This is a genomic window from Streptomyces sp. NPDC029956 (assembly GCF_055574655.1).
In genome coordinates this window covers 215,494-229,086 of record NZ_JBVHZJ010000002.1, presented here as the reverse complement: position 1 = coordinate 229,086, position 13,593 = coordinate 215,494, and the positions used below count along the sequence as shown (strand labels likewise).

Sequence of the window (13,593 nt, the reverse complement as noted above, 5' to 3'; positions counted from 1 at the left end):
CATGACGTCGCTGCGATGGGTCTATTGACCCTTTTCGGAGTGGCCGCCGATACGGTCGCCGCCAAGGACGCAATGCACGAGGCACCTGTGCCGTTGAGAGAGACGTTCGCAGTCTCAACTCTTCAGCTCAGGTGCCTCGTTGGGCCGCTCTCCCGCCGCACTCGCCCTGTCCCCTGCGTTGGTGGAGCGGGGGACGATGCTCATCTCGTCGGCGAGCGTGACGCCGCTGCAGGCTCCTGCCGCAACAATGCGCTCCCGTCGCTCTGGTGTACCTGCGCAAGCGCGACCCCCGGGCCCAGATGGCAGCCGGACTTCGGCATCTCGGTCGGCACCGCGCGCGAGCATGAACCGGAGTGCGTCCTGCTCGACGGGACCCTGACCGGGCGCGACCGCCTGGGCGAGGGTCGGGCCGGCATTTCGCACAAGCACCGCCGCCATGGCGTGAACACGCAGGTCGTGACCGACCTGCTCGGGCAGGCGCTGTTGATCTCCGGGGCGCCGTTTGTAGCCCTACATGTTTGTGAGGACGCACCACGTGGCGTGCGTGGCGATCCTCGAGCCGGTGAAGAAGGACGCGTGAGCTGGGGCTTCCCGGGTTCTGTCGTCTGCTCGGCCTCCTTCCGATCGAGCCATGCAGGAAGGCACGGGCGTCACAGCCCGTGCTGGTCGAGCAGGGTCATCAGCTTGCGCTTGCGTCTCTCGTCGGCGCGCAGGGTGGTCGTGTAGGCGGTGAACGTGTCCCGCGTGCCCAGGGCGATGTGGCAGGCGAAGGGCCGGGTGTCGAGCTGCCCCAGGAAGCACTTCGTAGACGTCGCTGCCGTCGACGGTCGCGGTGATCGTCCTTTCCGAGATCTCCAGCGCGGAGACGGAGGACAGGTGGTCCTGACTCCGCTCGAACGAGCGTGGTCCCGCCAACCGGCGCAGGTCGCCCTCGTCGAAGCCCGGTGTGCTCTTCATGACCCTCATTGAAGGGCACCCGCAGCGTGGAGTCCTGCGCTTCGCTCTCCTCCGGCGATGGCGGTGCCCGCAGTTCGGCGAGCGCGCGCCCGTTCGGACGTGCGTCCGTCGGGCGGGAAGCAGGCGCGGTCGCGGGTCGGATCTCTTCGCTTTCCGCGTTCCTGACGCTGTGTCACTGACGGTCGGTAGCATGCCCATGGCCGACGACGAGCTGGGGGGAACATGGGGCTGGCGAACGAGAAGATCATCTCTCAGGTGGAGGACCTGCTGACCGGCAGGGTCGTGATCCCCTCCATCCAGCGTGACTTCGTATGGATGCGGCCGGACGTTCGAGACCTCTTCGACTCGCTCTACCGGGGATACCCCGTCGGCGCCCTGCTGCTCTGGAAGACGAACCTGACCGTTCCCTTCAAGACGGCTGCCGTCGTCCAGACCGCCACATCGCAGCATCAGCCCCTCTATCTGCTGGACGGCCAGCAGCGGCTGACTTCCCTGGCATGGGTGTACCGACCTGCGTCGAAGGCCGACGGCCGTCTCATCGACCTGCGCTTCGACGTACGTACAGAGGAGTTCGTCAATCCGAGCGCGGTTCAGCGCAAGGACCCCCTGCTGTTTCCCGTGTCGCTGCTGCTCCAGGAGAACGTGCAGTTCTACCAGGTTCTGCGCGACGCCGGTGTGTCGTTCGAGAGTCCGGATTTCGACGCCTGGACGCGGCGGCTGCAGAAGGTGAACAACATCCGGCACCACCAGATCGCTGTCATCACCCATGAGTCCGACGACTACGAGGAGGTCGCGGAGCTCTTCGCTCGCCTGAACAAGGGCGGTCGCCGGCTGTCCAAGGGCGATCTCGTGTACAGCGCCATCGCGGCACGGTGGTCCGACGGCCTGGACACCATGGACGCCTTCCACCAGGAGCTCCAGGACAGCGACTTCGCGCTGAACAGGGAGGCCGTACTTCGCCTCATGAGCCTTCTCGCGGGGACTGGCGCACACCACATCAAGCTCATCGGGGCGGAGATCGACGAAGCCGCACTGAAGGAAGCCTGGCAGGCCACCGAAGGGGCGTTGCGTCTGGCCATCGACTTTCTGCGGGCGGACTGCTCGATTCCGCGGTCCGAGATCCTCTCTTCTCCCAACCTCACCATCGTGCCGGCGCTCCTGCTGCACGAACGGGGTGGCACACTGCGCCCGGGCGAGGCGGAGTCGCTGCGCCGGTGGGTCTATACGGCGATGGCGTTCAGCCACTACTCGCTGCAGGTCGAGGGGAAGCTGGAAGCGGAGTACAGGCTCATCCGGGCACGGGGCGGAGACGACCTGTTCGTCGAACTCATCCGCCGGGCCTCCGGACCCCGCTCCGCCGACAGCTCCCTCCACCCCAGGGACCTGGAGCAGAAGTACTCCACTCATCCCTTCTTCAGGTTGCTCTACATCGCCGCGCTGCGAGGCGGGGCGCGGGACTGGGCGACCAACATCACGATCAGCGACCAGCCGATGAACACCGGCGCGAAGATCGAGTTCCATCACGTGTTCCCGCGTGCGCGGGTGCAGCCGGTGTATGCGAAGGAGGAGTGGAACAGCCTGGCCAACCTGGCCTTCGTCACCGGTCGGACCAACAAGATGATCTCGTCCAGGCTCCCCGCCGCGTACATGCAGGACATCGCCACCGAACGGCTGGCCGAACAGTGGATCCCCGACGATCCGGAGCTGCGGTCTCTCGATCGGTTCCCCGACTTCCTTGCCGAGCGCAGGGCTCTGCTCGTCGACGTCCTCAACAGAATGCTGGAGCTCCCCGCTCACACCGGGCGAACAACTCACCAGGACACCGACGAACTGCCGGACGACGAGGCGGTGATCGCAGAGGACGGAGCCACCCCCACGCTCCTCCGAGCGCAGGTTCAGGAGCTCAGGACCGAGCAGGGCATCGAGGTCCACGCGGTCTATGAGGGGCAGAGCGCCCGGGCCTTCTACGATCCCTCGTCCCGCATCGTGACGGTTCACTCCGGTCCCGGCCGAGGCGAGTACGAGTCGCCCAGCGGGGCGGCGGTGGCTGTGGTGCGGGCCGTCAACCCGCACGTCAACCCCAACCGCAACGGGTGGATCTTCTGGACGGTCACCGCCACGGGGAGCCTGCTGCAGAGCATCCGCTAGGCCCTGTCGGCGCACTCCCGTCCGCCCTGACACGCGTGGCGGCCCGGGGACTTCAGTGTTCGGGTTCGGGCAGCAGGCCCCTGCCCCACGCCGCTCGGCGGGTGCCCGCCGGGTAGGGGAGGGACTCGGCCGACGACTCGGCGCGGGTCAGTTCCCGGGTGCCCTCCGGTGCCCGGGCCTGCAGCCCCTGCCCCCGGGTCCCCGGCACGTTGCGCGCGGCTGCGAGGGCGTGCCGGGCCGCCTCGGCTCCCGCCGCGTGCGTCTGCTGCTTCCTGGCGCCGGACAGGTCGGCCCGGTCCTTGAGTACGACGAAGGACTGTGCCTCACCGCCCTCGTCGACGGCGTTCAGCAGGGCGGAGTCCACGGTGGCGGTCGGCGCGCCGTCGGCCGCCACGGCGGGTGGGCCGGTCAGTACGGCGGCGGCGGCGAGAGCGGCCGCCGCCCAGGCGGCGGATCTGCGCAGGGGCGATCGTGGCAGGTGCATCGGAGTGCTCCTCCGGGAAGGTTCGGGGAGCACGGACGCTGGAGAGCCGCCGCTACTCGGGAATCACAGCGCTCGACCGGGCCGCCCGGCCCGCGCGCGGCCGTCGGCGGACCACCGGGGGCGTACGGGTGGGCCGCTCGCCGGGCGTCCCGGAAATGGCAACAAAGATTGTTCTGGTTTCGGGTGGAGCCGCACCCTGGCGGCGGAGGTGATCGCCATGACCGGCGCCCACAAGGAAAGCAGTGTCCGAATCTCGTACGACGTGATCGTCATAGGCGGCGGGGCGGGTGGGCTCAATGCCGCGCTCGTGCTCGCGCGGGCGCGGCGCAGTGTCGCCGTGGTCGATGCCGGGGAGCCCCGCAACGCTCCTTCGGCTCATATGCACAGCTTCCTCTCGCGTGACGGAGTGTCGCCGCTGACCGTGCTCGAGACCGGGCGGGCCGAGATCGCGCGCTACGGGGCCGTGCGGATCGAGGGGCGCGTCGACCAGGTCGAGGCGCGTGACGAGGGGGGCTTCGTCGTGCGGCTCGACGGGGGTGCGTCGCTCGACGCGCGGCACGTCGTGCTCGCCACCGGGCTGCGCGACCAGCTGCCCGAGATCCCCGGTGTGCAGGCGCTGTGGGGCGGGGACGTGCACTTCTGCCCCTACTGCCACGGTTACGAGGTGCGTGACGAGCGGATCGTCGTGCTCGGGGTGCATCCGGCCTCCGCCGGACAGGCGCTGTTGCTGCGGCAGTGGTCGCACGACGTCGTGTACGTCTCCCACGACCGGCCTCTGAGCGAGGACGAGCGCGAGCTCATGGACGCCCGCGGGGTTCAGGTGGTCGACGGTTCCGTGGCCACCCTGCTCAGCAAGGACGGGCGGCTGCACGCCGTCGAGCTCACCGACGGGCGCACCGTCGACTGCGCCGGTGTCTTCCTCTTCCCGAAGATGAGCCCCAACGACTCCGCCTTCGACGGGCTCGGCTGCGACCGTGACGAGCAGGGCTGGCTGGTCACCGACCGCGCCGGGCGCACCAGTCGGCCCGGTCTGTGGGCCGTCGGCAACGTGGTGGACTCGCGTGCCCAGGCCGTCACCGCGGCCGGCATGGGAGCCGCGGCCGCTTTCGCGCTCAACCATGACCTGGTGGACGAGGAGATCCAGCGGGACCTTCGGGCTCACCGGGCCTCCGTCGACACCGCCGGGGGCCGTTCTCCCGAGGCCGAGGCGCCCGTTCCCGCCGCCTGATCCTCCGGCCATCCGGCGTCTGTCCCCGCGCCGCCTCCCCCTCCTCGCCCGTCTCCGGCTCAGTCGCCGGAGGCGGGCGTTCGGCCTGTCGGCCTGGCGCGGATGTGCATGCGCTCGCCCTGGCGTCCGAAGAGGCTGAGCACTTCGACCGAGCCCTGTCCCGTGCTGCCGAACCAGTGCGGCAGCCGGGTGTCGAACTCGGCCACCTCGCCCGGGTCCAGGACGATGTCGTGGTCGGCGAGGACGAGCCGGAGCCGGCCGGAGAGCACGTACAGCCACTCGTATCCCTCGTGGGTGCACAGTTCCGGGGTGTCGCGGCTCGCCGGGAGGACCATCTTGTAGCTCTGCAGCGGGCCCGGCTGCCGGGTCAGCGGCAGCACCGTGTTGCCGTTCACCGCGTGCGGCTTGAGCCGGACCCTCGGGTCGCCCACGTCGGGGGCGCCGACCAGTTCGTCGATCGGGACCTGGTGCGCCTGGGCGATGGGCAGGAGCAGTTCCAGGCTGGGGCGGCGCTGGCCGGCCTCCAGGCGCGAGAGGGTGCTCTTGGAGATTCCGGTGACCTCCGACAGGGCGGCGAGGGTGACACCGCGGGCGGTGCGCAAGCGCTTCAGTCGGGGACCGACGGCGGACAGGGCCTGGGCGATGGACGAGGGCTGCTCCACGCCGTCATTACATGCACTTGTTCCGGAATTTGCAAAGAGAGGTGCTGTTTTCGGACGCCGTCCCCCGGGGGCGACACGGGCGCGCCCCCGGGGCCGACTCGGACGCCGTCCCCCGGGGCCGACACGGGGACGCCCCGTCCCTCGCGCGTCGGGGGTGGTGCGCGCGGTGGAACGGGGCGGTCCTGTGGAGGACGTCCTACGCCTCAGGGCTCGCGTCAGAGGCCCAGCGAGCGGCCGATCAGTTCCTTCATCACCTCCGTCGTCCCGCCGTAGATGGTCTGCACCCGGCTGTTGGCCCACTCGCGGGAGATCGCGCTCTCCTTGAGGTAGCCGAAACCGCCGTGGATCTGGAGGCAGCGGTTGGCGATGTCCACCTGGAGCTCGGTCGTCCACCACTTCACCTTCGCGGCGTCCGTCACCGACAGGCGGCCCGCGTCGAGTTCCGTGACGCAGTGGTCCAGGAAGACCTGGGCGATCGTCAGTTCCGTGTCCATCGTGGCCAGTTGGAAGCGGGTGTGCTGGAAATTGCCGATCGGCCGACCGAAGGCCTCGCGGGTCTTCGCGTACTCCAGCGTGTCGGCGATCATCCGTTCCGCCGCTCCCACCGCCACGGTCGCGATGCTGAGCCGCTCCCGGGGCAGTCCGGCCATCATGTAGGCGAGGCCGGCGTTCTCCTTGCCGATCAGGTTCTCGGCCGGCACCCGGCAGTCGTCGAAGAACAGCTCGCAGGTGTCGCTGGCGTGCCAGCCGAGCTTCTCCATGCGCCGGCCGCGGGTGAGGCCGGGTGTGCCGCGCTCCACCACCAGCAGGCTGATGCCCTGGGCGCCGCGGTCGGGGGCGGTCTTCGCGGCGACCACGACGACGTCGGCGTTCTCGCCGTTGGTGATGAAGGTCTTCTGCCCGTTGAGGACGTACGAGTCCCCGTCCCGTACCGCGGTCGTTCGGATGTCGGCGACGTTGGAGCCGGCGTCCGGCTCGCTCATCGCGATGGCCGCGATCAGCTCGCCCGCGCACAGTCCGGGCAGCCAGCGTTTGCGCTGGTCCTCGGTGGTCCGTTCGGCGAGGTACGTGGCGATGACGTCGTTGTGCGCCACGAAACCGGGCGCGGTCGCCCGGGCCCACATGATCTCCCGCTGGAACACCGCCGGATAGCGGTAGTCCGGCTCGCCGCCTCCGCCGTACGCCGGGTCGACGCCGATACCGAGGAGCCCCGCCCGCCCCGCCGCCCGCCACACCGAGCGGTCGACGATGCCCTCCCGCTCCCAGCGGGCGTGGTGCGGGACGACCTCGCGGCTGAGGAACTCCCGGCAGGTCTCCCGGAACTGTTCGTGCTCCGGCCCGTATCGCGACCGCGGGCCGCTCGTGCTCCGCGCCATGGCTCAGCCCTTCCCGGGGTCGGTGTGGTCGCCGATGATCGCCAGCGTCTCCTCGGGGCGCCGGACCGCGGCGAAGTGGCCGCCCTCGATCTCCACCCGGTGGACCTGGGCGGAGCTGTGCGCCGACCACGGCCACACCCGCTCCGGCGGGGCGTGCACGTCCTCGCGGGCGGCGATCAGGGTGAGCGGGAAGTCCACCCGCAGGCCCGCCGCCTCCCGGGCGAACTCCGCCCGTACGCAGTCGTCCTCGCGGAGCATCCGCAGGAGGATCCGGCTCATCGTCGGTTCGGCGAGCACCGCGGGCGGAGTCCCGCCGTCGGCCGCCGTACGGGCGAGGAGCTCGTCGTCGGGGACGGCGGCGAGCAGCGCCCCCGGCCGTTGGAGCGCCGGCGGCACGGCCCCCGAGAGCACCGATCGCACCGGCGCCAGACCGGTCTGCCGGGCGACGTGCTCGGCCACCGCGAGGCTCATCGTGGCGCCGAAGCTGTGTCCGAACGTCGCCCAGCGCAGCCCGGGGGCCCGTTCGCGCTCGGCGAGCAGATCGGTCACCACCTGCTCGGCCATGGCCCGTACCAGTCCGTGGTAGTTGACCGCCTTGCGCTCCTGGCGCCGCGGGCCGCGCCCGGGCGCGTCGACGCCCCGGATCCGCAGCTGCGGCTCGCCGAGCGTCTGCCAGCCGCGGTAGACCTGCGAGGTCGCCCCGGCGTGCGGGAAACAGTAGAGCCGCACCGGAGGGCTCGTGACAGGGTGCACGGTCATTCCTTCATGCTCCGGGCCAGCTTCTCGGCCAGCATCAGGGTGGTCAGATTGGTGGGGGCGCTGGGGATGACGGGAAAGAGCGAGGCGTCGGCGATCCGCAGGTTCTCGGTGCCGTGCACCCGGCCCTCCTGGTCGGCGACGGCGTACGGGTCGGAGTCCGGGCCCATCCGGCACGAACCGGCCGCGTGCCAGCCGGGGTTCATGATGTGCCGGACCCCGCTGCGCAGCACGCCGTCGTTGGCGACCATGCGGTCGCTCCAGAACTGGGTACGCGTCAGCCGTGCGGACAGGCCCGGGGAACGGAGGAGTCCCCACGCCCTGCGGACGCCGTGACAGAGGCGCTCGACGTCCTCGGGGTCGGTCCCGAGGCCGAGTTCGATGACGGGGGAGGCGAGCGGGTCGGCGCTGTCGAGGAAGACCCGGCCGCGGGAACGGGGGCGCAGCAGCATCACGGACATGCCGACGACCAGGGGCCAGCCGAGCCGGTCGACGAAGCCGGGGATGGTGTGGCTCTCCACGTTGTTGAGGAGCCCCATCTGGACGTCGACGTCGTCGTCGAAGCCGCTGCTCATGCGGGCCGCCACCTGGCGCCAGGGCAGGCCCGGCGTACACACGCCGTCGGCGGGACGGGACCAGATGACGACGGACGGGTGGTCCACCAGGTCGCGGCCCACGCCGGGCAGGTCGGCGACCGGGTCGATGCCGAGGGCCCCGAGCAGGGCCGCGTCGCCGACGCCGGACCGCTGGAGGATCACGGGGGTGCCGACGGCCCCGGCGGCGAGGATCACGTGCCGGGCCCGCACGGTGTCCAGCCGCCCGTCCCGTTCGGTCTCCACGCCGACGGCACGGCTCCGGTCCTTCGGGTCGAACAGCACCCGGGTGACCCGTACGCCGGGACGGACGTGGAGCTGGGGCAGGTCGCGGGCGTCGGCGAGGAAGGCGGTGGCGGCGTCGATGCGCTCGCCGTCGACCGTGTTGCCGGGGATCGGGCCGATTCCGGCCTCCTCACCGGAGTTGAGGTCGGGGAGGTCGGTGACGCCCTGGCGGTTGCACTCCTCCCAGAAGGCGGCGTCCAGGGGGTGGACGCGCTCGCGCGGGGTCCGTCGGATCGGGAGGGGGCCGCCGTCGCCGTGCTGGGGGTGGCCGGGGTGGTCGGCGTCGCTCTCGATGGCCCGGTAGAAGGGCAGCACCTTCTCCCAGGACCAGTCGGGGTTGCCCTGCGCCGCCCAGGCGGCGAAGTCACGGGGAAGCCCGCGGAGGGCGATGGCGCCGTTGACGGCGGAGCCGCCGCCGACGACCTTGCCGAGCTGGTAGGGGAAGCGTTCCCAGAGGGCGCGGGCCGGGGTCCCGGTGCCGTCACCGCCCTTGAGCAGGTCCTCCAGACGGCCGCTGCTGCGGAGGTTGGCCCGGTAGTCCCAGTTGAACCCGGCGAGGACGAGCCGGCCGGCGTCGGCCAGCGGGTGGGCACGGTCGCGGGGGACCGGCTGGTCGGGACCGGCCTCCAGGAGCAGGACGGTGCCGGAGCCGCGGGCGGCCAGCCGTGCGGCGACGAGCGCGCCGGCGGAGCCGCCGCCGACGACGACGTGGTCCCATGCGGCCACGCCGGGGTCCGGGGTCGCGGAAGGCGTCGTGGTCATGCCGCGGACCCCTCGGACTCGGTGAGGCCCCGGGGCTCGTCGGACCGGTCGGACGGGCCTGGCCGGTCGGACCGGTCGGACTCGCCGGCGTGCTCCGAGTCCGTCAGCGGGGCGATCAGTTCGGCGAAGGACGAGATCGACGCGTTCATGAAGAGGCCCTCGACCATCTCCTGCTCCATGTCCGCCTCGATGCCGAACTCCGCGCGCAGCACCGTGAGCAGACCGACCGCGTGCAGCGAGTCGCCTCCGATGTCGAAGAAGCCCTCCTCGACGCCGAAGTCGCCGTGGCCGAGCTGCTGGGACCAGAGCGCGAAGAGCCGCTCCTCGACCCGGCTGCGCGGGGCGACCCGGGTGCCGGTGGTCTCGGCGTCGTCGTTCCACGGCGTGGGCAGCGCCTTGTGGTCGATCTTCCCGTTGGTGGTCAGCGGCAGGGTCTCCAGCGTGAGGAAGCGGCTGGGCACCATGTAGCCGGGCAGTACGGCGGCGAGCGCCTCCCGCAGTTCGGCCGGGTCCGGGGTGGCGCCCGCCTCGGGCACCACGTACGCCGCGATCTGCCGCTGTCCGGTACGGGCGTGGGCGGGCGCGGTGACCATGGCGGTCCGCACGTCGGGCCGGCGCAACAGCGCGGCCTCGATCTCGCCGAGCTCGACGCGGTAGCCGTTGATCTTCACCTGGAAGTCCTCGCGGCCGAGGATCTCGATGTCGCCGCCGGGCAGGTAGCGGCCGAGGTCGCCGGTCCGGTAGATCCGCTCCCCGGTGACCGGGTGGACCGGGAAGCGTCCGGCGGTGCGCTCGGGGTCGCCGAGGTAGCCCCGGGCCACACCGACGCCGCCGATGTGGATCTCGCCGGTGACCCCGACGGGCGACGGCTCCTGCCACTGGTTGAGGACGTGCATGGTCTGGTTGGCGAGCGGCTTGCCGTACGGGATGCTCGACCACTCGGGCCGGACGGTCTCGACGGGGTGGTGGATCGACCAGATGGAGCCCTCCGTGGCGCCGCCGAGGCTGATCACCCGCATCGCGGGGAGCTTCTCGCGGATCCGGGCCGGCAGGTCGACGGGGATCCAGTCGCCGCTGAGCAGGGCGAGGCGGAGCCGGCAGCCGCGCGGCACCGCGCCGTCGCCCAGGGAGTCGATCCACATCCGCATGGGTGCGGGCACGCTGTTCCAGATGGTCACCCCGTAGCGGCCGACGAGCTGGGACCAGTGGGCGAGGTCGTTGCCGCGGGCGGGGTCGGGGACGACGACGGTGCCGCCGGCGCCGAGGACGCCGAAGAGGTCGTACACGGACAGGTCGAAGCCCGCGGGGGCGAGCGCCATGGTGCGGTCGTCCGGGCCGACGCCGAAGCGGCGGTTGATGTCCTGGACGGTGTTGGCGGCGCTGCGATGGGTGATCATCACGCCCTTGGGCTCACCGGTGGAGCCCGAGGTGAAGATGACGTACGCGAGGTCGTCGGGTCCCTGCCGGCGCCCCGGCGACCACTCGGGGCAGGCCAGGGTCTCCGCGTCCTCGGGGGTCAGCACGGTCACGCCGTCCGGCCAGGGAAGCGACTCGCGCAGTTCGGGGTCGGTCACCACGGCCCGTACCGAGCAGCGGGCGAGCAGCTTCAGGCGCCGCTCCTCGGGCAGTTCGGGGTCGATGGCCACGTACGCGGCACCGGTGTGCAGGACGCCGAGCAGCGCGGCGTACTGGGCGGCGCCGGGCCGCATCGACACGGCCACGATCTCGTTCGGGGCCGCGCCGGGGGTGCGGAGCAGCCGGTGGGCGATCCGGTGGGCGGACTCCGTCAGCTGCCGGTACGTGGTCTCCGTGCCGGGCGTGATCACGGCGGGCGCTTCGGGGGTGCGCAGGGCGGCCTCGGCGACCAGTTCGTGCAGGAGCGCGGCCGGGATGTCCTGGGTGGTGGCGTTGGCCAGGGCGCGTTCCTCGGCCTCCGCGGCCGGCAGCGGCACGATGCCGCGGGTGGCGTCCCAGAGCTTCGGCTCGTCGACGAGGCGGTCGAGCAGCGTCGAGTACGCCGCGAACATGGCCTCGAGGGTGCCGGCGGGGAACAGGCCCTCGACGGCGTTCCAGTTGACCGAGAGGCGGCCGTCGAGCTCCAGGATCTGGTTCTCCAGCCACACCTGCGGCGTGCGGCTGTGGTCGTGGACCAGGGGTCCGAAGGACTCCAGGCGGCCGGCGTCGGGCGCCCCGCTCCCGCCGGTCCCCGCCGCCCCGAGGGTGCTGGAGAAGACCACGGGCAGGGCCGCCCGGCCGTCGTCCCGGCGGCGGGCCAGGTCGCGCAGCACCCGGATGCCGCCGTGCGGGTGCGCCAGGTCCTCCAGGAGACGCTGCTCCAGGCCGCGGGCCCGCTGGGCGAAGCTCTCCTCGGGGCGGCCGCCGACGGCGAGCAGGCTCGGGTCGAGGAAGTTCCCGATGACGTCCTCGATCCGCGGGTGCAGGCCGAGCCGGTGGAACTGGGTGACGGTGAGGGTGAACTCCTGCCGCCGCGACCAGGTGCGAAGGACCTCCGCATAGGCGGCGAGCAGCACACCGGACGCGGTGAGGCCGTGCCGCTCGGCCGCCGCCCGCAGCGCCGCCCAGCGTTCGGGGGAGAGCTGTGCCCGGTGCCGTACGAAGCGGGGGGTGCCGAGCTGCTCCGGCGCGGCGGCCAGGGGCAGTTCGGGCGCGCCCGGCAGGGTGTCGAGGCGGTCCGCCCAGTAGGCGGCCGACTCCCGGCCCAGGGCGTCCCCGCGCAGCTCCTCCCGCGCGAGGACGTAGTCGCGGAACGACAGCTCCGGCGGCTCGGGCCGCCATGCCGGGTCGTCGTGACATCGGCGCCACTCGTCCATGAGCCGGTACAGCCCGCGCATGTCGAGGAACAGCAGGTCCACGGCGACATGGAGGCGCAGCCGGTCGTCGTCGAGCCGGGTGGCCCGGACATCGAGGAGCGGCGTCCGGTCCAGGGGCAGTACCTGGCCGGTCAGTTCGGCGCGTACGCGCTCCAGCTCCGCCGTCCGCTCCGACTCGGGCCGGCCGCGGAGGTCCGTGACCAGGATGTCGTACGGGCCCACCTCGGCCACGGGGACGACGCGCTGGGTCTGGTCGGTCCCCGCCACCGTGCGCAGGGCCTCGTGGCGGGCGATCACGGTGCGCAGGGCCTCGCTGAGCCGGTCGGTGTCGAGGGCGGGACAGTCGAACTCCAGGTAGTACTGGCTGGAGATGCCGCCCAGTTCGAGACCCTTGTGGCGGCCGATCAGATACGCCTGCTGGATGTCGGTCAGCGGGAAGGGGTCGTGCCGGTGCTCCGGCCGCGGCTTGAGTTCGAGGAGCCGGTCCTCGTCCAGGCGGGGGTGTCCGGCACCGCCGCGCAGCCTTGCGAAGAGATCCTCCATCGTCGTCCGTCCCTTTTCCTCGGATGCCCTGCCGGGCTTTCGGATGCCGTGCCCGGGTCGTCGGTCGCCCTGCCGGGCTTTCGAATTCCCTTGCGAGAAGCGACGTTAGGCAGTGGGGGTAAACGGTCTCAATACGGTGGGACCGTAGGGACGACCGAAGGATTTCGGTGCCGCTGGACCGCCGCTGGACCGGCACTGGACCCGCTCTGGTGTGCCCTGTCGTGCCCCTTGACCTGCGGCGGGACGGCGGCGACATCATCGGCTCATGGGAATTCGAAGCTCCCCGGAATCGACCGGGAAACGCATACTCATCGGTGCCACCGGATCCATCGCGGTGACCGGACTTCCGGCGTATGTCGAGGCGATGCGGCGGCAGATCGAAGGCAGCACGTTCACCGTTCTGCTGACCCACACGGCGACCTCGTTCATTTCCCCGGAGAGCGTCGCGCTCTTCGCCGAAAGAGTGGTGAGCGGGGAATCCCCGGCGGACTGGCCGACCGACAAGCCCTCCCGGCTCGCCGCCGACCACGACATCCTCGCGGTGCTGCCGGCCACCGCCCACACGCTCGCCTCCGCCGCCGCGGGCGCCGCGCCGAACCGGCTGCTCACGGTCGCGCTGTCGGTGGACTACCCGGTGGTCCACTTCCCGGTGATGGGCGCCAGGATGTGGCACAAGGCGGCCGTGCAGCGGAACATCGCGCGGATCCGGGAGGACGGCGGGCTCGTCAACGAGCCGGAGTGGCACGACGGGTTCGACCCGACGACGGGAACGGCCAGCCGGCATCCGGCGCTGCCCGCGCCGGAGACCGTGGCGACGGTGATCGAGGACCTGCTGGCCAAGCAGCGGGCCTCGTCCTGACCTCCGCACCACGCACAGCAGGGCCCCGCCGGATCCGGCGGGGCCCTGCTGTGGGTGGTGCGGTTTTGTGGGGGGTTGATCGGGGACGTCCGTGGTCTCGGTTTTTATC

At 71.6% G+C, this 13,593-nt stretch carries 9 protein-coding genes and 1 pseudogene; 4 read left to right on the top strand and 6 right to left on the bottom strand.

Annotated elements, in window-relative coordinates; translation table 11 throughout:
• Positions 1 to 196 precede the first annotated feature (196 nt).
• Both ACZ4XX_RS02210 and ACZ4XX_RS02205 read left to right on the top strand, forming a co-directional pair.
• A pseudogene (locus ACZ4XX_RS02210) lies at positions 197 to 498 on the top strand (helix-turn-helix domain-containing protein); the annotation flags it as partial.
• Between the two features lie 681 nt (positions 499 to 1,179).
• Positions 1,180 to 3,105, top strand: coding sequence for a GmrSD restriction endonuclease domain-containing protein (locus tag ACZ4XX_RS02205; protein WP_468506105.1), 1,926 nt, complete (start codon positions 1,180 to 1,182; stop codon positions 3,103 to 3,105).
• 52 nt (positions 3,106 to 3,157) lie between these two features.
• Here ACZ4XX_RS02205 and ACZ4XX_RS02200 read toward each other — a convergent pair whose 3' ends face one another.
• The gene (locus ACZ4XX_RS02200; protein WP_468506104.1) at positions 3,158 to 3,589 is read right to left on the bottom strand and encodes a hypothetical protein; all 432 of its coding nucleotides are present in this window, start codon (positions 3,587 to 3,589) and stop codon (positions 3,158 to 3,160) included.
• A 217-nt stretch (positions 3,590 to 3,806) separates the two neighbouring features.
• On the opposite strand from ACZ4XX_RS02200, the gene ACZ4XX_RS02195 reads away from it, so the two are divergent.
• Positions 3,807 to 4,817 (top strand): NAD(P)/FAD-dependent oxidoreductase, encoded by a 1,011-nt coding sequence (locus tag ACZ4XX_RS02195; protein WP_468506103.1) that lies wholly within the window; start codon positions 3,807 to 3,809, stop codon positions 4,815 to 4,817.
• Positions 4,818 to 4,876: 59 nt separating this feature from the next.
• Here the strand turns inward: ACZ4XX_RS02195 and ACZ4XX_RS02190 are convergent, their stop codons facing one another.
• From ACZ4XX_RS02190 to ACZ4XX_RS02170, 5 genes are all read right to left on the bottom strand, one after another.
• Positions 4,877 to 5,479, bottom strand: a complete 603-nt coding sequence (locus ACZ4XX_RS02190) for a helix-turn-helix domain-containing protein (protein ID WP_055603314.1) — start codon at positions 5,477 to 5,479, stop codon at positions 4,877 to 4,879.
• Positions 5,480 to 5,694: 215 nt separating this feature from the next.
• Positions 5,695 to 6,855 (bottom strand): acyl-CoA dehydrogenase family protein, encoded by a 1,161-nt coding sequence (locus ACZ4XX_RS02185; protein ID WP_468506102.1) that lies wholly within the window; start codon positions 6,853 to 6,855, stop codon positions 5,695 to 5,697.
• Positions 6,856 to 6,858: 3 nt separating this feature from the next.
• Complete coding sequence (locus ACZ4XX_RS02180; RefSeq protein ID WP_468506101.1) at positions 6,859 to 7,614, bottom strand: thioesterase II family protein; 756 nt, start codon at positions 7,612 to 7,614, stop codon at positions 6,859 to 6,861.
• A complete protein-coding gene (locus ACZ4XX_RS02175) occupies positions 7,611 to 9,251 on the bottom strand; it encodes a GMC family oxidoreductase (protein WP_468506100.1) in 1,641 nt (546 codons plus the stop codon). The genes ACZ4XX_RS02180 and ACZ4XX_RS02175 overlap by 4 nt, the downstream gene beginning before the upstream one ends.
• The gene (locus ACZ4XX_RS02170; protein WP_468506099.1) at positions 9,248 to 12,625 is read right to left on the bottom strand and encodes a non-ribosomal peptide synthetase; all 3,378 of its coding nucleotides are present in this window, start codon (positions 12,623 to 12,625) and stop codon (positions 9,248 to 9,250) included. The genes ACZ4XX_RS02175 and ACZ4XX_RS02170 overlap by 4 nt, the downstream gene beginning before the upstream one ends.
• A gap of 265 nt (positions 12,626 to 12,890) precedes the next feature.
• On the opposite strand from ACZ4XX_RS02170, the gene ACZ4XX_RS02165 reads away from it, so the two are divergent.
• Positions 12,891 to 13,484, top strand: coding sequence for a flavoprotein (locus ACZ4XX_RS02165; RefSeq protein ID WP_468506098.1), 594 nt, complete (start codon positions 12,891 to 12,893; stop codon positions 13,482 to 13,484).
• Positions 13,485 to 13,593 lie beyond the last annotated feature (109 nt).

What these genes read in the sequence shown, in the direction of transcription:
- ACZ4XX_RS02195 (WP_468506103.1), top strand. Translation starts at nt 3,807, where the DNA reads ATGACCGGCGCCCACAAGGAAAGCAGTGTCCGAATCTCGTACGACGTG.
- ACZ4XX_RS02185 (WP_468506102.1), bottom strand. Translation starts at nt 6,855, where the DNA reads ATGGCGCGGAGCACGAGCGGCCCGCGGTCGCGATACGGGCCGGAGCAC.
- ACZ4XX_RS02170 (WP_468506099.1), bottom strand. Translation starts at nt 12,625, where the DNA reads ATGGAGGATCTCTTCGCAAGGCTGCGCGGCGGTGCCGGACACCCCCGC.
- ACZ4XX_RS02200 (WP_468506104.1), bottom strand. Translation starts at nt 3,589, where the DNA reads ATGCACCTGCCACGATCGCCCCTGCGCAGATCCGCCGCCTGGGCGGCG.
- ACZ4XX_RS02165 (WP_468506098.1), top strand. Translation starts at nt 12,891, where the DNA reads ATGGGAATTCGAAGCTCCCCGGAATCGACCGGGAAACGCATACTCATC.
- ACZ4XX_RS02205 (WP_468506105.1), top strand. Translation starts at nt 1,180, where the DNA reads ATGGGGCTGGCGAACGAGAAGATCATCTCTCAGGTGGAGGACCTGCTG.
- ACZ4XX_RS02175 (WP_468506100.1), bottom strand. Translation starts at nt 9,251, where the DNA reads ATGACCACGACGCCTTCCGCGACCCCGGACCCCGGCGTGGCCGCATGG.
- ACZ4XX_RS02180 (WP_468506101.1), bottom strand. Translation starts at nt 7,614, where the DNA reads ATGACCGTGCACCCTGTCACGAGCCCTCCGGTGCGGCTCTACTGTTTC.